This is a genomic window from Xanthomonas sp. CFBP 8151, from assembly GCF_011761885.1.
GTDB classification, from domain to species: Bacteria; Pseudomonadota; Gammaproteobacteria; order Xanthomonadales; family Xanthomonadaceae; genus Xanthomonas; species Xanthomonas arboricola_B.
The window spans coordinates 1-22741 of record NZ_JAASQZ010000004.1 but is presented as its reverse complement, the minus strand read 5'-3'; the positions used below and the strand labels follow the sequence as shown (position 1 = coordinate 22741).

Genomic DNA, 22741 nt, shown 5'->3' with positions numbered 1-22741 from the left:
AGTTCCTGCTAGCGTGCGCGCCATCTCGCTCTGAGGTCGCCATCGGTTGGGGCCGATGTCATTCATGTGCACGTGTGACACGAACGTTCTGCGCCAGCGGACCGTGCGCCCCTTTCCGGCGTGCGGTGCATACCGCATTGTTCTGGAGGTTTCGCCATGAGTCGGCCACGCTCCGAAGGCGGTAGCGTCACCATCAAGGACGTCGCGCGCGAAGCGCAGGTGTCGGTGGCGACGGTCTCGCGCACCATGAATGGGCATCAGCATGTGGCCGAGTCGGTGCGCGAGCGCGTGCTGCAGGTGGCCCGTGCGCTGCATTACATCCCGCATCACGCCGCGCGCAGCCTCAGCAGCCGGCGCACCCACACCATCGGGGTGGTGTTGCCGGACCTGCATGGCGAATTCTTTTCCGAACTGATCCGCGGCATCGACCAGGTGGCGCGCGAGCAGGGCTACCACCTGCTGGTGTCCAGCTCGCACGGTGACCCGCAGGCGCAGCGCCGGGCGCTGGAACGCCTGCCCGGACGCGTGGACGGGGTGGTGGTGATGTCGCCGTCGCTGGGCGACTCCGGCGTGCATGAGGACGCCCTGCCCGGCGGCCTGCCGGCGGTGCTGCTCAACTGCGCCGGCACGGCCAGCCAGCGCCCGGTGCTCAACGTGGACAACTACGGCGGCGCGCGGACGATGACGCGACATCTGCGCGACAGCGGCCACCGCCGCATCGCCTTCATCGCCGGGCCGGCCGACAACTTCGATGCGCACGAGCGTCTGCGCGGCTACCGCGACGAGCTGGCGCTGGATGCGCAGGCGCAGCCATGGGTGCTGCCGGGCAACTTCGACGAAGAGTCCGGCTACCGCGCCGGCCAGACGCTGGCGCAGGACGCGCGCCCGGATGCGGTGTTCGCGGCCAACGACATGATGGCGCTGGGCTGCCTGTTCGCGCTCGGCCATGCGGGGCTGAAGGTGCCGCAGGACATCGCGCTGGCCGGCTTCGACGACGTGCCGATGGCGCGCTACGTGCTGCCGGCGCTGACCACCATGCGGGTGGATATCGCCGGGCTGGGCGCACGTGCATTGCAGCTGTTGCTGGGTCAGCAACTGATCGATGCGCCTGCCCCGCCCGCCGACGCCGTACCGCCGGCGTTTTCCGAGATGGTTCCCGAACTGATCGTGCGCGCGTCCAGCGCGCCGCGTGCGGCGCCTCCCCCCTGAGACGCGCCACCGCGCGTTGCCGCACGTGTGTTGCTTGCAGTCCCTGCCGTTGTTGCCAGCTGTTCCGCTTTACGCCGTACCGACGCGCCAGTCACTCCGCTGGGTCGCGCTTTACCCCTGGGAGGGGGAAAGTCATGAAGAATTACCGCACCGTCTCCACCCTGCCAGCGCGCAGCCTGTTGTGCTGTGCGCTGGCCGCCTCGTTGCTGGCCAGCACGCCCGCCATGGCCCAGTCCAGCAACGCCACCTTGCGCGGCCAGGTCGCCGCGGCACAGGCCGGCACCACCGTGACCGCGACCAATGTCGCCAACGGCGCCGTCCGCCGCGTGCCTACCGGTGCCGACGGCAGCTACGCGCTGGTCGGCCTGCCGCCGGGCACCTACAAGGTGGACGCCGGCCCCGGCAGCGAGCAGACCGTGACCCTGTCGGTGGCCTCGTCGGTCACCTTGAACCTGGGCGGCGCGGCGGCGGCGCCTGCCGGCGATGCCACCACGCTGGACGCGGTGCAGGTCACCGCCACCACGCTGCAGGAGGTCAAGACCTCCGAAGTGGGCACCAATGTGTCGCTGAAACAGATCAGCACGGTGCCGCAGCTGACGCGCAACTTCCTGGAGTTCGCCGACACCGTGCCGGGCATGCAGTTTGAGACCAACTCCAACGGCAACAGCCAGATCCGCGGCGGCGCGCAGGGCAGCTCGGCGGTGAACGTGTACATCGACGGCGTCGGCCAGAAGAGCTACCTGTTCGGCGGCGTGTCCGGGCAGGAGCAGAGCGCGGGCAACCCGTTCCCGCAGCTGGCCATCGGCGAGTACAAGGTCATCACCTCCAACTACAAGGCCGAGTTCGACCAGGTCGGTTCGGCGGCGATCGTGGCCTCGACCAAGTCCGGCGGCAATGAATTCCACGGCGAGATCTTCGGGCGCACCAGCAATACCGATTTCCGCGCGCGCCAGCCCGACGAACGCGCCGGCGCGCCCAACTCCGATGGCAGCAAGCGCAAGACCCACCAGGACGAATACGGCTTCGCGCTGAGCGGGCCGATCGTGCAGGACAAGGCGCATTTCTTCTTCAGCTACGAAGGCAAGGGCTTCGAGGTTTCGGCCGATCCGGTCGCCGTGCCCGACCGCTTCAGCGCGCTCAGCGACGACCTGCCGGCCGGCGTGCAGAGCCGGCTCGGCTCGGTCACCCGTCCGTTCAACGAAGACCTGTACTTCGGCAAGGTCGACTGGGACGTCGGCCAGAACGACCGCCTGGAGCTCACCGGCAAGTACCGCGACGAGGAAAGCCGCGACAGCGTCGGCGGCCAGACCACTGCGATCGCCTCCAAGATCAACCTCAACACCGAAAAACGCGTCGACCTGCGCTGGCAGCATTACGGCGAGCGCTACGTCAACGAAGCGCGCGTGTCTTATGAAGACATCCTGTTCAATCCTACCGCCTACACCGTGGGCAGCCAGAGCGTGTACACGCGCGGCATCGCCGAAGACGACGTGCTGCTCAACGACGGCGCCACCAGCGGCCTGGCGATCCAGCGCAAGGGCCAGAAAGGCCCCAGCTTCCAGAACGATCTGACCTTCAACAACCTCGAGTGGCACGGCAATCACGTCATCAAGATGGGCGTGAAGTACAAGGAAGTGGAGCTGACCCAGAGCGAGAACTCTGCGGCCAACCCGTCGTTCTACTACGCGGTGGGCGATGGCACGGGCACCTCGGCCATTCCCTACCAGGTGCGCTTCAACCTGCCGTTCGCCGGTGCCGCACCGTCGGTGACCACCACCAGCAAGCAGCTGGGCCTGTACATCCAGGACGATTGGGACGTCAACGACAAGCTGCAGTTGAATCTTGGCGTGCGCTGGGATGGCGAAAAGATTCCCTCGTACCTGGACAACGTGACCCCGCCGGAAGTGGTGGCGGCCTTGAACGGCCCCGGCACCGATCCGGCCGTGAGCGCCACCTACGCCGAGCAGCTGGCCAAGGGCGGGGTGGATATCAACGACTACATCAGCAACGGGCGCAATCGCAAACAGGACAACAACAACTTCGCACCACGCCTGGGCTTTTCCTACGACTTCCGTGGCGACGAGTCGCTGGTGCTGTTCGGCGGTGCCGGCCGCAGCTACGACCGCAACCTGTTCGACGTGATGGGCCTGGAGCAGATCAAATCCGCGCTGGCGCAGTACACGATCCGCTTTGCCGGGCCCACCAACTGCGTCCCGGCGCCGGGTACCTGCACCGCCTTCGATCCGACCTATGTGAGCAATCCCGACAGCCTGGGCAACCTGGTCGATGCGCGCGTGCGCAACGGCGAAATCGACCTGCTCAACAACGATCTGAAGACGCCGTATGCGGACCAGTATTCGCTGGGCCTGCGTACCCAGCTGGGCGACTGGAACACCTCGGCCACGGTGTCCTACATCCACAGCAAGGACGGTTTCATCTTCACCCTGGGCAACCGCTATGCCAACGGCGATTTCTTCCAGAACGGCGGCCAGGCATTCGGACAGACGCCCCGCGGCTTCGGCAACCTGATCATCGGCAACAACGGCGTGGAGACCAAGACCGGCCAGCTGCTGCTGTCGGCGGACAAGGCCTATACGCAGGAAAGCGGCTGGGGCCTGACCGCGGCGTACACCTTCTCGCGCGCGCGCGGCAATCGCGGCAACGACGATCGCTACGGATTCGATGCGGCCACCATTGCCGACTATCCGTTCCTGGACCTCAACGCGGTGCCGCGCCACCGCCTGGTGCTCACCGGCATCTACGACCTGTTCTGGGGCATCAGCGGCTCGGCCAAGCTGACCCTGGCCACGGTGCCGCCGCGCAACGAGGCGATCTCTTACGACCAGTACGGCGGCCCGAGTTCGGACAACATCCGCGTGGTCTCGGTGGATGCGCCCGGCGGCAAGTTCATCGCCGGCGGCGACATCTTCGGCACCCGCCAGCTGGACCTGTCGTTGTCCAAGGACATGCACATCACCGATGCGGTGACGGTGCAGGTGCGCGGCGATCTGATCAATGCGCTGAACTTCCGCAACTACGATCAGTACAGCATCGACTGGGGCAGCGCCGGCACGTACGACCCGCGCGTGAGCATCAACCAGTACGGCGCGATGTCCACTCCGCCACGGACCTTGTTCATGAGCGCCCGCATCATCTGGTAACGGCTGGCTGGGCGACGCCCGGTGCCTCGGCGCCGGATGCCATTGGTTGCCAAACCAGTCGTCGATCACTGCACGGCCCCATTGCACCGGGGAGGGGCCGCCTGCAGGTTTCATGCAGTTTGCTTATCGGCAGTGTGTCCACGCAGCGCAATGCTTGATGCGAGCGATGCTGCAGGCGACACGCTTCCTTCGCGATCGTTTTTTGTTGTGTTTGCAGTCTCTGCTGTCTGTTGCCGCTGTACCCGTTCCGTCCACACCAAGCACCAACCTGACGCGCCAGTCACTTCACTGGTTCGCGCTTTACCCCTGGGAGGGGGAAAGTCATGAAGAATCACCGCACCGTCTCCACCCTGCCCGCACGTAGCCTGTTGTGCTGCGCCCTGGCTGCCTCGTTGTTCGCCACCACCCCGGCCATGGCCCAGTCCAGCAACGCCACGTTGCGCGGCCAGGTCGCGTCCGCGCAAAGCGGCAGCGAGGTCGTCGTCACCAACCTCGCCACCGGCTCGGTGCGACGCGCACCGGTCAATGCCAACGGCAACTACACCATCGTCGGTTTGCAGCCGGGCACCTACAAGGTTGAATCCAACGGTGCCAGCCGCACGGTGACCCTGTCGGTGGCCTCCAGCGCCACCGTCGATCTCGGCACGGAGGCGGCGGCATCGCCGGCCGGCGATGCGACCACGCTGGACACGGTGACGGTCAGCGCGCCGATGATTCGCGACGTGAAAACTTCGGAAGTGGGCAACACCGTGTCGTTGCGCCAGATCCAGCAGCTGCCGCAGGCCACGCGTAACTTCCTGGAATTTGCCGACACCGTGCCGGGCATGGTGTTCACCATCGACCAGGACGGCAACACCAAGTTGCGCGGCGGTGCGTCCAACGCCAGCTCCAGCAATCTGTACATCGATGGCGTGAGCCAGAAGAGCTACGTCTCCGGCGGCGGCATTGCCGGCCAGGACGAGACCCAGGGCAATCCGTTCCCGCAGTTGGCGATCGGCGAATACAAGGTCATTACCTCCAACTACAAGGCCGAGTACGGCCAGATCAGCGGCGCGGCCATCACTGCGGCAACCAAGTCCGGCACCAACGAGTTCCACGGCGAGGCGTTCTACCGCTTCACCAATCAGGACCTGCGTAAAGAGCGCCCGGACGAAGCCGACGGCAAGGTCGATTCGCAGACCAAGGAATACGGGTTTGCGATCGGCGGACCGCTGATCCAGGACCGCATGCATTTCTTCTTCGCCTACGAAGGCAAGGACAACGTCGCGCCCAAGAGCGTGCAGCCCAGTGCCGAAGCGACACCCTTCATCGGGCTGTTGCCGTCGAACCTGCGCGATCAATACGGCGCGTCGAACATGCCGTTCAGCGAGGACCTGTACTTCGGCAAGATCGACTTCGAACCGACCGACAACGATCGTATCGAATTGGCCACGCAGTACCGCGACGAAACCCAGGTCAGCAACGTGGGCGGCCAGAACGCGCCCGACCGCGCCGTGGACAAGGTCAACAAGGACAAGCGCACCAGCCTGCGTTGGCAGCACAGTGCCGATGGCTGGTTCAACGAAGCCATCCTCACCACCGAGGATTCGCGCAATCTGCCGACGCCGCGCGGCGTGGGCAATGGTTCGATCTACACCTACATCGATCGCACCCAGGCCGACCCGCGCCAGTGGGTGTTTCTCAATACCGGCGCCGCCAGCGGCGAAGACTTCAAACTGCGCAGCCAGAAGGGCTGGTCGTTCCAGAACGACCTGACCTTCAATGCGCTGGAGTGGCACGGCGAGCACACCATCAAGACCGGTGTGACCTACCGCGACATCAAGCTGACCTCGCGCGAATCCAGCTCGCTCAATCCGCAATTCAGCTACGAAGTCGGCCAGAACGGCGTGGCGCCGGTGCCGTTCCAGGTGCGCTATATCCGCGCGTTCGACAATCCCGGCCAGCTGCCGGTGGTCGAATCGCCGTCCAAGCAGTACGGCATCTATCTGCAGGACGACTGGGCCGCCACCGACAAGCTGATGATCAACATCGGCGTGCGCTACGACTACGAAGACACCCCGGCCTACACCGACTTCGTGACCTCGCAGCCGTTCGTGGATGCGCTGTATTCCGACGATCCGGAAAACCCCGGTCAGCCGTGGGCCAACCGCCTGCTGCCCAGCGGCGTCAACGTGGCCGATTACATCAGTACCGGCAACAACCGCAAGAACTTCAAGGATGCCTGGGCGCCGCGTCTGGGTTTCTCGTACGACCTGTTCGGCGATGAGGCGGCGGTGATCCACGGCGGCGCCGGTCGTTCCTACGACCGCAATCTGTTCGAACAGCTGGCGCTGGAATCGGTCAAGGCCGCGCTGTCACCGGTGGTGGTGTACTTCAGCGATGCCGCCAGCGGCCAGGGCTGCTTCCGCGACGACCGTGTCTGCGCCCCATGGAATCCGGCGTTTCTCAACGGTATCGATCAGCTCAATACGATCGATGGCACCAACGACAGCTCCGAGCTTTTCATGTTCAAGAACAAGCTCAAGACCCCGTACAGCGACCAGTACAGCATCGGCATCAGCAACCAGGTCGGCGACTGGCTGACCGATGTCACCTTCCAGCGCATCCTGTCTTACGACGGCCTGGTGATGAGCCTGGTCAACCGCTATCCGAACGGCGCGTATTTCGATGCCAACGGTGGCGTACCGTGGGGCGAGCCGGTGCCCGGCTATCGCAATACGATCATCGGTGACAACGGTCTGGAGCAGCGCAGCAGCCAGGTACTGCTATCGGCCGAAAAGCCGTACACCAAGGAATCGGGTTGGGGCTTGAACCTGGCGTACACGCATACCAGCGCGCGCCAGAACCGCAACATCGACGAGCCGTTTGCGTTCGACAAGGCCACCATCCGCGACTACCCGTTCGTGAAGTCCGATGCGGCCTCTGCGCATCGCTTCGTGGCTTCCGGCTCGCTGGATGGTCCGTGGGGCGTCACCTTCGGCGCCAAGCTAGTGTTGGCCACGCCCGAGCCGATCAACACGATCGCCTGCTACGGCTTCACCGATCCCGATGGCGGCACCTGCCAGCAGGTCGGCGTCGTCCCGCCGGGCAACGGCAAGTTCCTGCTGGGCGGCAAGATCTGGGGCTATCGCACCGTCGATCTGCAGGCAACCAAGGACTTCACCGTGGCTGGCGACTTCAAGCTGACCGCTCGGGTCAACGTGCTCAACGCGTTCGACTTCAAGAACTTCACCCAGTACGAGTACAACAGCTTCGGCAGCAATGGGCGGCTTGACCCGGATATCACCGTTGTCAACAACGGCGAGATCAGCTACGTGCCACGCAGCGTGATCTTCGAGGTGGGCGCAAAGTTCTGATCCAACGTAACCTGCACGCGCATACGCTTGGATGCGCGTGATTCGAACGGGGCCGATTGGCCCCGTTCGCCTATCAGCTTCTGGAGCGGCTGACACAACGTAATGAGCAGTCGTCAGGTGGATGCGTCAACGCATGCAAATGGTGCTGCATGTCGCACCGGTTGCAACCGCCAGGCAGTGCGCGCAGACGTTTTGTCAGTGGCTTTTTTTCTTTTGAGGACCGGACTTCCATGATCCCCGCTCCGCTTCGCAACATCGTCATCGTCGGCGGTGGCACCGCCGGCTGGATGGCGGCCGCCGCCTTCGCGCGCGTGCTCGGCCCCGGCTTCAACGTGCAGCTGATCGAATCCGAGCAGCTCGGCACCGTCGGTGTCGGCGAGGCCACCGTGCCGCACATCAAGGCCTTCAACAATCTGCTCGGCATCGATGAGGCCGAGTTCGTGCGACAGACCCAGGGCAGCTTCAAGCTCGGCATCGAGTTCGTCGACTGGCAGCGGCCCGGCACCTCGTACATCCACGGCTTCGGCACCCAGATCGGGCATCCGCTCGGGCTGCTGCCGTTCCATCAGTACTGGATCAAGCAACACCTGCGCGGCAAGGCGCAACCGCTGGGTGCGTACACGCTCAATACCGTGGCCGCCGTGCGCGGCAAGTTCATGACCTCGGCCGGCGATGTGCCAGCCAATTCGCCGCTGGCCAACATCGCCTACGCGTACCACTTCGATGCCTCGCACTACGCGCGCTTTTTGCGCAGTTATTCGGAACAGCGCGGCGTCAAGCGTATCGAAGGCCTGGTCGAACAGGTTCAGCTGCATGCGGACAGCGGCCACGTGCAAGCGCTGCAGCTGGCCTCCGGGCAGGTCGTCGGCGGCGACCTGTTCATCGACTGCTCCGGCTTTCGTGGGCTGTTGATCGAAGAAGCCCTGCACACCGGCTATCACGACTTCACTCATTGGCTGCCCTGCGATCGCGCACTGGCGGTGCCGTGCGAAAACGTCGGCCCGCCCACCCCGTACACGCGCTCCACCGCGCGCGCGGCCGGCTGGCAGTGGCGCATCCCGCTGCAGCACCGCACCGGCAACGGCTATGTGTATTCCAGCGCGCACATCAGCGACGACGAAGCCGCCGCCACGCTGCTCGCCAACCTGGATGGCAAAGCGCTGGGCGATCCGCGCCCGCTGCGCTTCACCACCGGGCGGCGCAAGCAGTTCTGGAACCGCAATGTGGTGGCGCTGGGCCTGGCGAGCGGCTTTCTGGAGCCGCTGGAGTCGACCAGCATCCATCTGATCCAGGCAGGCATTTCCAGGCTGCTGGAGCTGTTCCCGCGCGAGGGCATCAGCCCGGTGTTGGTGCAGCGCTACAACGACCGGCTGGCGTTCGAGTTCGACCGCATCCGCGATTTCCTGGTGCTGCATTACCACGCCACCGAACGCGACGACAGCGCGTTCTGGCGCCACTGCCGCACCATGCCGATCACCCCGGAGCTGCAGTTCACCCTGGACCTGTTCCGCGACAGCGGGCGCTTCTACCGCAATGCCGAGGAAATGTTCGCCGAGATCAGCTGGGTGCAGGTGATGGTGGGCCAGGGCGTGCTGCCGCAGGGCTATCACCCGCTGGTGGATCAGGTGCCCGACCATGATGCCGAACGCTTCCTGGCCAGCATCGCGCAGACCATCGGCCACTGCGTTGACGTCATGCCGACCCACCAGCAGTTCATCGATCGCTACTGCAAGGCAGCGGCGCCGCGTTGAGCGATGGCTCGACGCCGCAGTCTCCGCACGCGCCGATCGGCGGGCAAAAAAAAGGATCGGGCACAAGGCCCGATCCCTTCGAAAACCGGGACAAGCCCGGTGGACAATGAGTGGCACAGCTTCCGACTGACATCGGACGAGGGCATCGTACGCAGCCCTTAACGTTAAAGCAACACTTTAATTCTACCGAATTAACTTATTGATTTTATTAGCCAGCGGATCCCATCAAGCGCCTCCACTACGCCTGGCGCTGCGCCAATGCCATACGAATCTCGGCCTGGATCGCATTCGCCGCCGCCGCCGGATCGGCAGCCAGGCGAATCGGGCGGCCGACCACGATGGCATCGGCGCCGTCGTTGAACGCCTGCGCCACGCCCACGGTGCGCTGCTGGTCGTCGCCGACCGGGCCGCCGGGGCGGATGCCGGGGCAGACGATCGAAAAGGCCGGGCCGGTGGCGCGGCGGATCGGGCCGGCTTCCTGGCCGGAGGCGATCACTCCATCGATGCCGGCGGCCTGGGCGGCCAGCGCGCGCTCCACCACCACCTCCACCGGTTCGCGGTCGATGCCCATCGCGGCCAGGTCCGGCCGGCCCATCGAGGTCAGCACGGTCACCGCCAATAGGCGCATGTCGCCGTGGTTGGCCTCGGCGGCGGCCTGCAGCATGCCCGCGTGCCAGCCGTGCACGGTGCAATAGCTCACCGGCCACTGCGCCAAGCGGCGGATGGTGCCGGCCACGGTGGCGGGGATGTCGAAGAATTTCAGGTCGACGAACACGCGTTTTTCGCGCTTAGCCAGCGCATCGAGCACGTGGAAATACTCGCCGGAGGCCAGCAGCTCCATGCCGATCTTGTAGAAAGACACCGACTCGCCGAGGCGGTCGACCCAGGCGATCGCCTCGTCATGGCTGGGCACATCCAGCGCGAAGATCAGCCGCTCGTGCGCGGCCAGCGGCAATGGTGCGCGGCTCATCGGGCCACCTCCAGCGCGGCGCGCTTGGCGTCGTGGCGCTGCTGCCAGGGCTGGCTGAAGTCGTTGTTGAACTGCGCCGGCTCCCAGCCGCCGTAGCTGGGGTTGGGCAGCATCCACCAGCGCTCGCCGAACCAGTCGTGATATTGCTGCAGCAACGCGCCACGCGCCTGGCTGGTGTTGGCGGTGACTTGCACAAAGTCGCCCAGCTGGTCGCCGAACTGCATCAGCACGCGGTACTTTTGCCCGGCCAGCTGGCGGCGGCAGTTTTTCTCGCTGCCGTTCTGCTCGCAGCCTTCGACCACCGTGCCCAGGCCCAGAAACACGCTGTCATCGGCCACCGGCAGCCCGACGCTGCGCAGGTTGGCCAGCGTGGCGTCCTTGAGGTGCACGGCGCGGTTGGAGATATAGATCAGGGTGATGCCGCGGGCGTTGGCGGCCTTGGCGAAATCCACCACGCCCGGGATCGCGGTGGCCTTCTTCTCGGCCACCCACTGGTCCCAACTCAGCTCGTCGTATTCCTTGCCGTCGCGCAGCAGGCGCGCCTGGTAGGGCGAGTTGTCCAGCACCGTCTCGTCCACGTCCAGCACCACCGCCGGCTTCAGCCCGGTGGCGGCATTGCCGCGTTCTTCGGGCACCAGCGCGTCCCAGTTGGGCTGCTTGAGTGCGGCGTCCAGTTTGTCGGCAGCGGCGCGGTAGGTCTGCTCGGCCACCGCGCGGTATTCCTCCGAGCGCTGCATCCACAGCACCGCGTTGAGGTTGTCGTCGCCGGCCAGCGCGGTGGCGGCTACGGGCGGCGTAGCAGTCCTGGCTGCGGCGGCGCCGGCGGCCGCATTGGCGGACACGGCGGCGTCCTGCGCGCGCTGCGCCGGCTCCTTGTCGCCGGGTTTGCAGGCGCTCAGGGCCAGCGCGGTGCAGGCGAGCAGGGACAACGGGGCGTAAAGCGAGGGGCGCATGGCATCCACCAGGACAGGAGCGGCAATGAAGGCCGCGATTTTAGCGGGTTCGCGCCGTACCGCCCGCTCCGGCACACGACACTGCTGCGGGCAGTGGCGCCTGCGCACGCACGGCGAGATCGCCACCGTGGGATTTCCTGGCGATGCATGAGTGCCTCGTGCGCCTGCCACGACAGTCTCGGCGCCTGACGGCGTCTTCGATGCCGCTGCCGATCTGGACGCCCGCGCGGGATCGCAGCCGGAACAATGCCGACGCAGGATCGGCATATCCTTGTGCGCTGATTGCCCGGAGTCGCCCCCATGACAGATGCACCTTCCCCGCCCGTCCTCGATACCGCCCAGGCCCGCGTGCTCGGCTGCCTGATCGAAAAAGAGGCGACCACGCCGGATGCGTATCCGCTCACGGTCAACGCCGCGCAGGTAGCCGCCAACCAGAAGACCGCACGCGAGCCGGTGCTGAACCTGCAGACCGGCGTGGTGCATCACGCCCTGCGTCAACTCGAAACCCTGGGGCTGGTCCGCCAACAGTTCTCCTCGCGCGCCGAGCGTTACGAGCACCGGCTGGGCAGCGTGCTGGACCTGACCCGCCAGCAGGTGGCCCTGATCGGTCTGTTGCTGCTGCGCGGCCCGCAGACGCTGGGCGAGCTGTTCGCGCGCAGCGAGCGGCTGGCGCGCTTCAACGATGCCGACGACGTACGCCACCATCTGGACCGGCTGATCCAGCGCGGCCTGGCGGTGCAACTGCCGCGTGCCAGCGGCCAGCGCGAAGAGCGCTATGCGCATCTGCTCAGCGGCGAGCTGGATGTGGAGGCGTTGCAGGCCGCGGCGGCACGCGCTGCTGCGCCAGGCCCCCGCAGCAACGCCGACAGCAGCGCGCTGGAAGCGCGCGTACAAACGCTGGAAGCCACCGTCGCCGATCTGCAGGATGCGCTAGCCGCCGTGCAGGCGCGCCTGGAGGCGGCTGGCGCCTAGCGCGACGGTTCGCTCATGGAGATGCCCGCTTCACATCGACGCCTGCGCGGAGCGCAAAGCGCACAACGAGCGGCCAGACCGCCAGACGACGCGCTTGCCGCGCAGTGACGGCGCAGGCTGCGACCGACCCGCTCAGGTCGGCGTATCCACCTCGTCCCAGTCGGCGTCTTCGAAGTGCAGCAGCCAGTTGAGGGTGTAATGACGCTCGTAGACCACGCCCGGCACGATGCCGGCCGGTGGCGGTTGCTCGCTCTGGCCGGCCTGGCGCACCGCCCAATGCAGGCGCAACTGCCGGTCCAGCGCATCCAGCAGTTCGGGCACCGGCCGTAGCGTCAGCGACGGCCGCGTTGCGGCTTCGGCATGCTCCAGCGCGCGCTGGGCAGCCAGGGGCACATCGCACAGGTCGGTCGGCTCCGGCAGCGCCTCGGCCAGCCCCAGGGCCCACTGCAGCACGGCCAGGCTCTCGTAGCGCCAGCCGAAGTTGGCGAGCTGCTGCGGCTCCGGCGCGGGTTGACCAAAAAAGGCCCGCTCCTGCGGCGACAGTGCCGCCGCCACGCCGGGCAGGCGGGCGTCCATGTCTTCCAATGCGGGTGGCGTATCGCCGGCCGCCAGCATCTCCGCGCGCAAGGCCACCGCAAACAACGCCAGCATGCGCTGCGTCACCGCCGCCGCATCGCGCACCCGCGCTTCGGCCTCGCCAGGCACCGGCGGCAGGCTGGGTGGCACGCGGATGCCTTGCGCGGTCAGCTGCGCAAGTTGCTGCGCACGCCGCTGCAACGCATCCGGCGGATACGGCACCTGCGCCTGCTCATCGATCGCCGGCTCGCCCTGGCTGATCAGCACCCGCCCGTGCGGATCGCGCACGCTGCCGTCGGCCAGGAAACACACCGCGTTGGCCTGCTCGGCCCACTGCGCCAATTCCCCGAACGCCGCATCGTCAACTTCGAAGCTGAAGTGCTGGCGCACCCGCTGCACGTGCCGCATCAGGTGATAGCGCGACTGGGTCATCTGGCCGTCGCCGGCCTGATTCACGTAGCCGACGAAGCCATGCAGATGCGTGGCCAGTTCCGGATCGGTGTGGTCGCGGTGCTGCACGGCGGTGCGCGGCAGGAAATCCGGCCACACGGGGTCGCGCAACGTGGAATAGGCGTTGACCAGCAATGGCATGCGAGTGTCCTTGTTGGGGCGAGCGACACAACGACTGCGCTCATCGCCAGGCAGGTGCGGTGATGGCCGCAGTCTCCTGCGCCGTTCGCCCACCGCGTGCTTCCGCGCCCCCATACGGCGCTGACGATTGTTTGCTGCGTTGTGTCGGCCGCATTCAGCGGTGAGCGTCGTCGCCAGGGTGCCGCAGGCCTGCCCGGCTGTCCATGTCGGCCGGAGCGAGCGCGATCGTGTAATACAGCACCGGATCGGCCTCCTGGCTCAACATGCGCAGGCCTTGCCGCTGCAATCCGAGTTTTTCCAGTGCGCGAATCGAATCGGCATTGTCCGGCGACACGATCGCGCACAGCTGCGGCAACCCCAGCACAGCGCGCGCATGGTCCAGCACCGCGCGCCCGGCTTCGCTGACATAGCCCTTGCCGCGATGCTCGGGCAGCAATGCAAAGCCGATATGCGGCACCGGCAAGGTGTCGCGGCACAACAACCCCAATGTGCCGGCAAACGTCCCTTCGGCGCGCGTTTCCACCGCCCAGTGCGCAAAGCCGTATCTTTCCTGGTGCGCCTGCGCCCACTCACGCAGATGATCACGCGCCTGCTCGCGGGTGCGCACACCGCGATCGTTGATGCCGGCGATGAAGCCGGGGTCGTTGACCAGCGTCAGCACCGCGTCGGCATCGCGCTCGGGATCCAACGTACGCAGGCGCAAACGCGGGGTTTCGATCACGACAGTCACGGCGCACTCCGGCATCAGGGCCAACCAGACTGCCGTGCAGGCGTGGCGCTGGCAAGCCCGTGCGCACGCAACAACCGCTAGTCGAACAACGCCTGGATCGCCGCCAATCCCGCGCTGGCGCGCTCTTTCTTGCGCTCGGCATCGGCCACCGGGTCGGCGCCATCGCGCTGCAATTCTTCGGCCGGGATCTCGTCGAAGAAGCGGCTGGGCTTGAGCCGCACGTGCTCGCCGAATTTGCGCGTCAGTTTGCTGTGGCTCATCCACAGCTGCTCTTTGGCACGGGTGATGCCTACATACAGCAGGCGGCGTTCTTCCTGCAGGTTGCCTTCTTCCAGGCTCACTTCATGCGGCAGCACGCCGTCTTCGCAGCCGACGATGAATACGTAACGGAATTCCAGGCCCTTGGAGGCGTGCATGGTCATCATGCGCACCTGGTTGCCGCCGTCGTCCTTGTCGTTGCGCGACAGCAGCGCCAGCTGCGCGGCCAGATCGCTGGCACTTGCGCCACGCGGCCCGCCTTCGAACCACTCGGCCAGCTCGTCGAGGTTGCGCTTGCGGCGCTGGAAGCCGGTTTCGTCCTTGGATTGATTGCGCAGGTCGTTGAGCAGGCCGGATCTGTCGGCCAGCATGCGTACCAGTTCCCCCGCCGGCAGCCTGGCCGAATGCTCGCGCATATCGCGCAGGATATCGGTGAACGCACTCAGGCCATTGGCCGCACGCGGCGGCAGATGCTGCAGCGCGCCCATCGACTCGGCCGCGCGCGACATCGGTACCGCCTTCGCACTGGCAAGCTCGGCCAACCGCGCCAGCGAGGTCGCACCGACCTCGCGCTTGGGCGACTGCACTGCGCGCAAAAACGCCGCGTCATCTTCGGGATTGACGATCAGCCGCAGCCACGACAGCACGTCCTTGACTTCCTGCCGCTCCAAAAACGCGGTGCCACCGGTCAGGTGATACGGCACGCGCAGCAGCTGCAGCGCTTTTTCCAGCGGCCGCGATTGAAAATTGCCGCGGAACAGGATGCAGAAATCGCTCCACGGCACCTGCTTGGCGGTACCCAGGAACGAGATCTCGGCGGCAACCTTTTCCGCTTCGTGCTCGCTGTCGCGGCATTCCCACACACGGATGCGCTCGCCGTCGGCCTGGTCGCTCCACAGCGTCTTCAAGTGCTCGTGCGGGTTGTGTGCGATCAAGGCATTGGCCGCACGCAGCACGCGGTTGGAGCAACGGTAGTTCTGTTCCAGCTTGATGATTTGCAGCGCCGGATAATCGCGCCCCATCTGCTGCAGGTTTTCCGGATTGGCACCCCGCCAGGCGTAGATGCTCTGATCGTCGTCGCCCACGCAGGTGAAGTTGCCGCGCGGCCCGGCCAGCATTTTCAGCAGGCGGTACTGTGCATCGTTGGTGTCCTGGCACTCGTCCACCAGCAGGTAGCCGATGCGCTCGCGCCAGCCCATCACGATCTCTTCGTTGGCCTCCAGGATCTGCACAGGCAGGCGGATCAGATCGTCGAAGTCCACCGCGTTGAAGGTGGTCAGCCGCGCCTGATAGCGCTCGTACAGGCTGGCGGCTTCCTTTTCGCGATTGCTGCGTGCCGCCGCCATCGCCTGCTCGGGGGACAGGCCGGCATTCTTGGCGCGCGAAATCAGGTTCTTGGCATCCTCGATCGCATCGGGCTTGGCGCCGTGCATCAGGTCCTTGATCTGGGCGGCGGCATCGTCGGAATCGAAGATCGAAAAGCCGCGCTTCAAGCCGGCAGCGGCGTGCTCGATCTGCAGGAACTTCAGTCCCAGCGCGTGGAAGGTGCAGATGGTCAGGCCATCGGCGCCATCGCCACGGATGCGCTTGGCCACACGCTCGCGCATTTCCTTGGCCGACTTGTTGGTAAAGGTGATCGCCGCGATGCGCTTGGCCGGGTAGCGGCCAGTGGCGATCAGGTGCGCGATCTTCTCCACGATCACGCGCGTCTTGCCGCTGCCGGCACCGGCCAGCACCAACAAGGGACCTTCGCAGTGCAGCACTGCGGCGCTTTGCGGGGGATTGAGACCGTGCATAGAGGCTTCCAACAGAGCAGGCCATTGTACCGGCGCCGCGTCGGGCAGGCCTGCGCCGCCGGTTCATGCAGATGGCTGTCACCGCAAGCCGCCCGGCCCGCTAAAATCCACCGATGGCCAAGCTCTACTTCTACTACTCGGCAATGAATGCCGGCAAGACCACCACCTTGCTGCAGTCGGCGCACAACTACCGCGAACGCGGCATGCGCACCTTGATCCTCACGCCCAAGCTCGATCACCGCGCCGGCAGCGGCGTGGTGGCCTCGCGGATCGGCCTGCGCGCGGACGGGCGCACCTTCGATCGCGGCACCGAGTTGCAGCAGCTGATCGAACGCGACATCCAGGCCGAGGGCGCGCTGCATTGCGTGCTGGTAGACGAAGCGCAGTTCCTCAACCGTGGCCAGGTCTGGCAGCTGAGCGAGGTGGTCGACCGTCTGCGTGTTCCGGTGCTGTGTTACGGCCTGCGCACCGACTTCCGCGGCGAGCTGTTCGAGGGCAGCCAGTTTCTGCTGGCCTGGGCCGACGAGCTGGAGGAGATCAAGACCATCTGCCACAGCGGCAGCAAGGCCACCATGACCGTGCGCGTGGACGCACAGGGGCACGCGGTGCAGGACGGCCCGCAGGTGGAGATCGGCGGCAACGAACGCTACGTGTCGGTCAGCCGCGCCGAGTTCAAGAAGATCATGCGTGGCGAAGGCCGCATCGACCCGCTGCAGATCGCGCTGCCGCTGCCGCCAGCGGGCTCGTCGGACAGGTAACCCGCGTGGTGACCGGCTGAAGAATTCAGCCGCAATCTCGCCAGCACGCGGTTCCGGCATGCTGCTTGTGATGCGTCACTAACCCTTGCGGGCATTTGCTATCGGCCGTATGTCCGCCACACAGCAACAAGCGTATCGTTGCCATGCCGTTGCAGCGGTCCACGCGCAACCAGGGGCACGGCAGTCCTGTAAAATGGCGACCATCCACTTGTCGGGAGGCACCCATGGATCCGCTTCCCCCCGAGTTACGCGCAGATGTCGCGCGCGTTGGCCGGCTATCGTCGGTGCCCGATGTCCTGACCATTCTCACCCGTCTGACCGGCATGGGGTTCGCTGCCGTTGCGCGCGTGACCGATACGCGCTGGATCACCTGCCAGGTCCGTGACGACCTGTCGTTCGGCCTGGCGCCGGGTGACGAGCTGCCCCTGGTCACCACCTTCTGCGACAGCGTGCGCACCCAGGGCAACGCGTTGTGGTTCGGCCATGCCTCCGAGCACCCGGTCTTCCGCGACCACCCCACGCCGCAGCTGTACGGCTTCGAAAGCTATGTCTCGGTGCCGATCAAGTTCGACGACGGCAGCGTGTTCGGCACCTTGTGCGCGCTGGACCCCCTGCCGCGCGTCATGGATGCGCCGATGGTGGAAAAGGTCGAGCTGCTAGCGCAACTGCTGGCAGCGCAGATCCAGGCCGAACAACGCGCCGAAGAGAGCGCGCAGGAATCGCGGCGTGCGCGCCGCGAGCTGGGGCGTATCGGCGCCTCCGCCCGCCTGCGCGAAGAATTCATCGGCATCCTTGGCCATGATCTGCGCAACCCGCTGCAGTCCATGCATGCGGTGGTGGACATGCTGGCGATCGACCCGCTCAACCAACGCCAGGGCGGTGCGATCCGGTCGATGCAGCGCAGCCTGCGGCGCATGGAAGAACTGATCGACTTCGCCAGCGATTTCGCGCACGGTATTGAACGCGACTGGCTGCAGCTGGATTACGGCAATGGCAGCGATCTACTCGATGCCTTGTCCCAGGTTGTGGACGAAACCCGTGCCGCGTACCCGAACCAGGTGCTGTCCACGCATGTGGCCATCGACGAACCGGTGCATGGCGATGCGGTGCGCCTGGCGCAGATGTTCGGCAGCCTGATGATCAACGCCGTGGTGCAGGGACAACAGAGCTCGCTGATCAAGGCAATCGCGGTCACCGAGCAGGGCCGCCTGCGCATCGAGGTCTGCAATCTGGACGGGATCGATCCGCGCCGGCTCGACGTGCTGCACGCCTCCACCCACGTGCATACCGGCGGACGCGCCTTGCCCGAAGTGGATCTGGGCCTGCATATGGCCGCCCAGATCGCCCGCGCCCATCAGGGCGAACTGCGTATCCTCAGCGACAAGGACGGCACCTGCTTCCGGGTGGATCTGGCCTGCGTGCGCCCGCGTGCGCGCATGCAGTTGGTCAACAGCTCGACGTCGGCCTGAGTCCGCGGCGCCTGGGCGACGCATCATCGACTATGCGGCTGCAACGCAGCCACGCTCGACATTCGAAATCCGCGGCCTGTCGTCACTGCAACATCCGCACCTGCCTGACAATCGCGCACCTTATCGGGCGCGCGACGTGCCTGTGCGCTAGTAGACCTTGCGCTCGCTCGCCGGTGGCGGCGTCCACTGGTACAGCCAGGTTTCGGTCAGCGGCTTGCCGTTGGCGCGCAGGAACAGACGGATGTCGATCTGCTGGGTACCGTCATCCGGCGGCACCAGATCGAACATCGCCCGATAGCCCTTGAGCTCATGCAGCGGACGCGCGGACACGATCTCGGTGCTGCCACGCGACACCTGGATGATGGCCTCGACCTTGGCTTTCGGGTCCTTGGTCAACGCGGTCAGCTCGCCTCCGGCGAAATCCACCGCAAACCGCCACGAAAAGTGGCTGCGCTTCTGCCCGACGATGCCGCCCAGGCCGGTGCGGGTGGCCACGCAATGCGCCAGCGGCGAGCTGGCCGGCGGATGCGCGCCCCAATACAACCGGTACCCCATCAGCAACTCCTGCCCCGGCTGCGGCTTTTCCTGCGGATTCCAGAACGCCACGATGTTGTCGAAGGTTTCGTCCACGGTCGGAATCTCGACCAGCTGTACCGAGCCCTTGCCCCAGCCGCTCTTGGGTTCCACCCACAGGCAGGGGCGCTTCTCGTAGAACACGCCGTCGTCCTGGTAATGGTCGAAGTTGCGATCGCGCTGCAGCAGGCCGAACCCGCGCGGGTTCTCATCGACGAACATGTTGAAGCGCAGCTGCGGCGGGTTGCACAACGGCCGCCAGATCCACTCGCCGCCGCCGGTCCACATCGCCAGGCCATCGGTGTCGTGGATTTCCGGCCGCCAGTCCCAGTCCATGCGGCGATCGTTTTCGCCGACCTGATACATGCTGGTGCACGGACCGATGCCCAGCCGTTCGATGGTCTTGCGCGGGTAGAGCGCGCTGTCGATCTCCATCACCAGCACCTCGCCATTGGTGATGGCGAAACGATACGCGCCGGCAACGCTGGGCGAGTCCAGTAGCCCGTACACCACCACGGTGTTCGAATCGTCGGCCGGCTGTTCCAGGTAATAGGCGATGAAGTCCGGGAACTCCTCCGGCCCGCCGGTGCCGGTATCGATCGCCAGCCCGCGCGCCGACTGCCCGTACTGGCCTTCCTTGCCGACCGCACGGAAATAGCTCGCACCCAGGAAGGCCGAGAAATCGCGATCGGTGTCCTTGCGCGTGTTGAGACGGAAGCCGGCGAAGCCCAGGTCCTTGGGCAACTGCTTGCCGCCCAGCCCGCTGCTGCCGTAATCGAACGCCGCCGGGTCGTAGGCCAGCTGCTGCGCCTGGCCGTCGACGATGTCGTAGATGTGCACAGGGGTGTGGAAATACAGCCCCAGATGGAAGAACTTCGCCTGGAACTTGCCATTGCCGTCGGCCCATAGCGCATGGTCCTGGCGGTAGCGGATCGACTGGTACTGATCCCAGTTCAACGCTTCCAACGACCCCGGAAGCAGCTGCTTATGGCTCTTGTAAGGCGCCGTGGCCAACGCACGCGCCTGCCCCTTGAGCCAGCCATAGTCGAATGGTTGCGGCTGCCCCAGGCGACGCAGACCAACGGCCTTGGCCGCCAACGCCCACTGCGGCAGCGCCGGCAAACCGAGCGCGGCCAATGCGGCGGCGGCATTCTTCAGGAAGTGGCGTCGTTGCATGCGCATCGGTCTGCTCAGGGAATGGCCGCCATCATAGCCACAGCGCGGCACGCAGGTGAATGCGCAGGTCAGGGCGCCGCAGACGAAGGCGCACACGCATTGGTCAGCTGCAGCTCCTGCGCCTTGCTGCACAGGAACTGTTGTTGCGCCTGCTGCGCGTCGGGTCCGGTGTAGCGCAGCAAGGTCCATTGCTCGCTCGCCTGCATGCGCTCGCCCGGCGCCAGCTGCCGGTACGGTGCGTGCACTTCCATTTCCAGCAGTCCGCGCTCGGGGTGCTGCGGCGGCGCGTCCAGGTACAGCTCCACCTGCCCTTGCTCCGGATGGATCGCAGACAGCGGCTGATGCGCAAAGCGGATCACCAGCACCTGGTCGCCCGCAAACCCCGCCATCCAGCCTGCCGAAGGCTGCAACAACACTTTGCCGCGCTGAATCAGCCCGTCCTGTCGTGCATCGGCACGCAATGCAAACACACCGCCTTGATGCCGGTAGGTCGGCGCAACCGTGCCGGCCTCGGTCGGCGGCTGAACACGGACATCAGCTGCATTGGCCACCGGTACGAATACACGCGTGCCCGCCGCGACCCGCGTGTTGAACCACAGATCCCAGGCGATCGACTCCTTGCGAATATTCCGAGCGATTGCTTCCACCTCGACGGTATCGGCACGCGTGGATGCAAGAGCCACCCGCTTGCGTAGCTGCACGCCGGTGACTGGACTAGGCACGCCTTCCAGGATCAGTTGATCGCCACTACGTGTGACTGCACGTGTGGTTGCCAACGACAGATACGGATCCGGTGGCCAAACCGCGGTGGCCGCCTTGCGTGTCGGGTTGACCTGTTGGTGCATCCACCACTGACTCTGCGGCCCCACCCAGACATCGTGGCCGAGGTACGGGATATCGCCGGCAGTCGCGGATACTTCTGGCGCGGGCTGCTGATCAACCGCCTCACCCGTCTTCAACACGTTGGGGTGTCCACGCAAATTGAAGGACAGCACGCGCCCACCGAACGCGGGCGTAGCACTGAGTTCAACAACCCCGTTGTGCAACTGGATGCGCTCAACTGCAGGTTTGGTGTTGGACGCAAGCTCATCCGCGCATGCGCCTGTTGCCAGCGGCAACGCTGATGCACCCACAAGCATGATCGGCATAAAGTAACGCAGTGACGCAGGCATGGACGACTCCAATCGCAGGACGTCACGATTGTGGCGCGATGCACGGCAACGCACCATCAAGCAATCGGCCACTGCGGCTCCAAGCGCGCCGTTTGCTGTTATCCGAGGGCTACTGGCCAGCGGTCGTCACTGATCCAGAACTGGAGGTTGGTGTTTCGATCAGTGTGGGTCACGTGGCCGGCATTCAACGCTGGCAATTGCTGCACCACACCGTCGCGCGTTGCCCGATCGTGGCGTGTTTCAACACACGTCCACACTGCTTGCAGGTTTCACCCTCGCGCCCATACACCGTGAGTTCCTGCTCGAAGTAACCGGGCGCCCCGTCCGGGCTGATGAAATCACGCAGCGTGGTTCCGCCGCGCTGGATGGCGTAGCCGAGGATATCTTTCACTGCTGTGGCCAGGCGCCGATAACGTTCCAATGACACCTTCCCGGCTTCGCGTAATGGGCTGATTCCCGCACGATGCAGGCTTTCTGCCGCATAGATGTTTCCCACGCCGACGACAACGGCCTGATCCATCAGAAAGGTTTTCACCGCCGCGCGCCGGCCACGCGCCAGCGCATGCAGATAATCGCCAGTAAATGTATCCGATAATGGTTCCGGGCCAAGTGCTGCCAGCAGATCATGCACGTGTGCATTGTTCTGCCATAGCAGGCAACCGAACCGACGCGGATCGTTGAAGCGCAGGACACGGCCATTCTGCAGGCTGATATCCACATGATCGTGCGCTCGCGGCGGCGTATCGCCGGGTAATACGCGCAGACTTCCGGACATTCCAAGATGCAGCAGGGCGCTGCCGCCGGCATCGGTATCGATCAACAGGTATTTGGCCCGGCGACGTACATCGGTGATGGTCGCACCGGGCAACAAGCGCTCGATCTGTTCTGGGATGGGCCAGCGCAGGTCGGGGCGTCGCAGGATGACGCCATGGATGCGTTGGCCGACCAGATGCGGAGCCAGTCCACGCAAGGTGGTTTCGACTTCGGGCAGCTCGGGCATGCAGGTCTCCAATCGGCCAGGCCGGCGGTGCGCCGGCACCGGTCAATATGGTGGCCAACGGCAGTAAATCCAGCTCGTCGCCCCAGCGGCGTTGCGGTACCGGGCGTGCGCTTTGGGCATCCGAGACCTGTAGTGAGGTTAGGACATTTGGCCTTTGATGTGGTTTTTCGCAGCCAAATGTCGCGCAAAAAAGAAACCCCCAGTCCTGTTGGACTGAGGGTTTCGGGTAAAGCCCCTGGCGATGACCTACTCTCGCATGGCTTGAGCCAC

The 22741-nt window shown here is 65.5% G+C and carries 15 protein-coding genes; 7 read left to right on the top strand and 8 right to left on the bottom strand.

Annotated elements, in window-relative coordinates; all coding sequences use genetic code 11:
• Positions 1 to 156: 156 nt before the first annotated feature.
• From FHT08_RS16935 to FHT08_RS16920, 4 genes are all read left to right on the top strand, one after another.
• Positions 157 to 1209 (top strand): LacI family DNA-binding transcriptional regulator, encoded by a 1053-nt coding sequence (locus tag FHT08_RS16935; protein ID WP_104537774.1) that lies wholly within the window; start codon positions 157 to 159, stop codon positions 1207 to 1209.
• Between the two features lie 134 nt (positions 1210 to 1343).
• Complete coding sequence (locus tag FHT08_RS16930) at positions 1344 to 4370, top strand: TonB-dependent receptor (RefSeq protein ID WP_166775938.1); 3027 nt, start codon at positions 1344 to 1346, stop codon at positions 4368 to 4370.
• Positions 4371 to 4693: 323 nt separating this feature from the next.
• The gene (locus FHT08_RS16925; RefSeq protein WP_166775936.1) at positions 4694 to 7726 is read left to right on the top strand and encodes a TonB-dependent receptor; all 3033 of its coding nucleotides are present in this window, start codon (positions 4694 to 4696) and stop codon (positions 7724 to 7726) included.
• Between the two features lie 230 nt (positions 7727 to 7956).
• Entirely contained in the window at positions 7957 to 9477 is a 1521-nt protein-coding gene (locus tag FHT08_RS16920) for a tryptophan halogenase family protein (RefSeq protein ID WP_166775934.1), read from the top strand.
• Between the two features lie 238 nt (positions 9478 to 9715).
• Here the strand turns inward: FHT08_RS16920 and pyrF are convergent, their stop codons facing one another.
• Both pyrF and FHT08_RS16910 read right to left on the bottom strand, forming a co-directional pair.
• Positions 9716 to 10447, bottom strand: coding sequence for an orotidine-5'-phosphate decarboxylase (pyrF, locus tag FHT08_RS16915; RefSeq protein WP_166775932.1), 732 nt, complete (start codon positions 10445 to 10447; stop codon positions 9716 to 9718).
• The gene (locus FHT08_RS16910; RefSeq protein WP_166775930.1) at positions 10444 to 11409 is read right to left on the bottom strand and encodes a 5'-nucleotidase, lipoprotein e(P4) family; all 966 of its coding nucleotides are present in this window, start codon (positions 11407 to 11409) and stop codon (positions 10444 to 10446) included. Before FHT08_RS16910 ends, pyrF begins: the two co-directional genes overlap by 4 nt.
• Before the next feature lie 291 nt (positions 11410 to 11700).
• Here FHT08_RS16910 and FHT08_RS16905 point away from each other — a divergent pair, with 291 nt between their 5' ends.
• Positions 11701 to 12372, top strand: a complete 672-nt coding sequence (locus FHT08_RS16905) for a YceH family protein (protein ID WP_166775928.1) — start codon at positions 11701 to 11703, stop codon at positions 12370 to 12372.
• 132 nt (positions 12373 to 12504) lie between these two features.
• Here FHT08_RS16905 and FHT08_RS16900 read toward each other — a convergent pair whose 3' ends face one another.
• From FHT08_RS16900 to rep, 3 genes are all read right to left on the bottom strand, one after another.
• Positions 12505 to 13539: a DUF4272 domain-containing protein gene (locus FHT08_RS16900; RefSeq protein ID WP_166775927.1), complete on the bottom strand. Its 1035-nt coding sequence runs from the start codon at positions 13537 to 13539 to the stop codon at positions 12505 to 12507.
• A gap of 154 nt (positions 13540 to 13693) precedes the next feature.
• On the bottom strand, positions 13694 to 14284 hold the full coding sequence (locus FHT08_RS16895; RefSeq protein ID WP_166775925.1) for a GNAT family N-acetyltransferase: 591 nt from the start codon (positions 14282 to 14284) through the stop codon (positions 13694 to 13696).
• Between the two features lie 62 nt (positions 14285 to 14346).
• Complete coding sequence (gene rep / locus FHT08_RS16890; RefSeq protein ID WP_166775923.1) at positions 14347 to 16323, bottom strand: DNA helicase Rep; 1977 nt, start codon at positions 16321 to 16323, stop codon at positions 14347 to 14349.
• Between the two features lie 113 nt (positions 16324 to 16436).
• Here rep and FHT08_RS16885 point away from each other — a divergent pair, with 113 nt between their 5' ends.
• A complete protein-coding gene (locus FHT08_RS16885) occupies positions 16437 to 17081 on the top strand; it encodes a thymidine kinase (protein ID WP_104607414.1) in 645 nt (214 codons plus the stop codon).
• 224 nt (positions 17082 to 17305) lie between these two features.
• A complete protein-coding gene (locus FHT08_RS16880; protein WP_104537763.1) occupies positions 17306 to 18550 on the top strand; it encodes a GAF domain-containing sensor histidine kinase in 1245 nt (414 codons plus the stop codon).
• Between the two features lie 147 nt (positions 18551 to 18697).
• Here the strand turns inward: FHT08_RS16880 and FHT08_RS16875 are convergent, their stop codons facing one another.
• From FHT08_RS16875 to mutM, 3 genes are all read right to left on the bottom strand, one after another.
• Positions 18698 to 20299: a glucan biosynthesis protein D gene (locus tag FHT08_RS16875; RefSeq protein WP_166775921.1), complete on the bottom strand. Its 1602-nt coding sequence runs from the start codon at positions 20297 to 20299 to the stop codon at positions 18698 to 18700.
• Positions 20300 to 20367: 68 nt separating this feature from the next.
• The gene (locus FHT08_RS16870) at positions 20368 to 21471 is read right to left on the bottom strand and encodes a DUF4380 domain-containing protein (protein ID WP_166775919.1); all 1104 of its coding nucleotides are present in this window, start codon (positions 21469 to 21471) and stop codon (positions 20368 to 20370) included.
• Positions 21472 to 21655: 184 nt separating this feature from the next.
• A complete protein-coding gene (mutM, locus tag FHT08_RS16865; protein WP_166775917.1) occupies positions 21656 to 22471 on the bottom strand; it encodes a bifunctional DNA-formamidopyrimidine glycosylase/DNA-(apurinic or apyrimidinic site) lyase in 816 nt (271 codons plus the stop codon).
• Between the last annotated feature and the right edge of the window lie 270 nt (positions 22472 to 22741).

What these genes read in the sequence shown, in the direction of transcription:
- FHT08_RS16905 (WP_166775928.1), top strand. Translation starts at nt 11,701, where the DNA reads ATGACAGATGCACCTTCCCCGCCCGTCCTCGATACCGCCCAGGCCCGC.
- FHT08_RS16895 (WP_166775925.1), bottom strand. Translation starts at nt 14,284, where the DNA reads ATGCCGGAGTGCGCCGTGACTGTCGTGATCGAAACCCCGCGTTTGCGC.
- mutM (WP_166775917.1), bottom strand. Translation starts at nt 22,471, where the DNA reads ATGCCCGAGCTGCCCGAAGTCGAAACCACCTTGCGTGGACTGGCTCCG.
- pyrF (WP_166775932.1), bottom strand. Translation starts at nt 10,447, where the DNA reads ATGAGCCGCGCACCATTGCCGCTGGCCGCGCACGAGCGGCTGATCTTC.
- FHT08_RS16870 (WP_166775919.1), bottom strand. Translation starts at nt 21,471, where the DNA reads ATGCCTGCGTCACTGCGTTACTTTATGCCGATCATGCTTGTGGGTGCA.
- FHT08_RS16930 (WP_166775938.1), top strand. Translation starts at nt 1,344, where the DNA reads ATGAAGAATTACCGCACCGTCTCCACCCTGCCAGCGCGCAGCCTGTTG.
- FHT08_RS16920 (WP_166775934.1), top strand. Translation starts at nt 7,957, where the DNA reads ATGATCCCCGCTCCGCTTCGCAACATCGTCATCGTCGGCGGTGGCACC.
- FHT08_RS16880 (WP_104537763.1), top strand. Translation starts at nt 17,306, where the DNA reads ATGGATCCGCTTCCCCCCGAGTTACGCGCAGATGTCGCGCGCGTTGGC.
- FHT08_RS16935 (WP_104537774.1), top strand. Translation starts at nt 157, where the DNA reads ATGAGTCGGCCACGCTCCGAAGGCGGTAGCGTCACCATCAAGGACGTC.
- FHT08_RS16875 (WP_166775921.1), bottom strand. Translation starts at nt 20,299, where the DNA reads ATGCAACGACGCCACTTCCTGAAGAATGCCGCCGCCGCATTGGCCGCG.
- FHT08_RS16925 (WP_166775936.1), top strand. Translation starts at nt 4,694, where the DNA reads ATGAAGAATCACCGCACCGTCTCCACCCTGCCCGCACGTAGCCTGTTG.
- FHT08_RS16900 (WP_166775927.1), bottom strand. Translation starts at nt 13,539, where the DNA reads ATGCCATTGCTGGTCAACGCCTATTCCACGTTGCGCGACCCCGTGTGG.
- rep (WP_166775923.1), bottom strand. Translation starts at nt 16,323, where the DNA reads ATGCACGGTCTCAATCCCCCGCAAAGCGCCGCAGTGCTGCACTGCGAA.
- FHT08_RS16885 (WP_104607414.1), top strand. Translation starts at nt 16,437, where the DNA reads ATGGCCAAGCTCTACTTCTACTACTCGGCAATGAATGCCGGCAAGACC.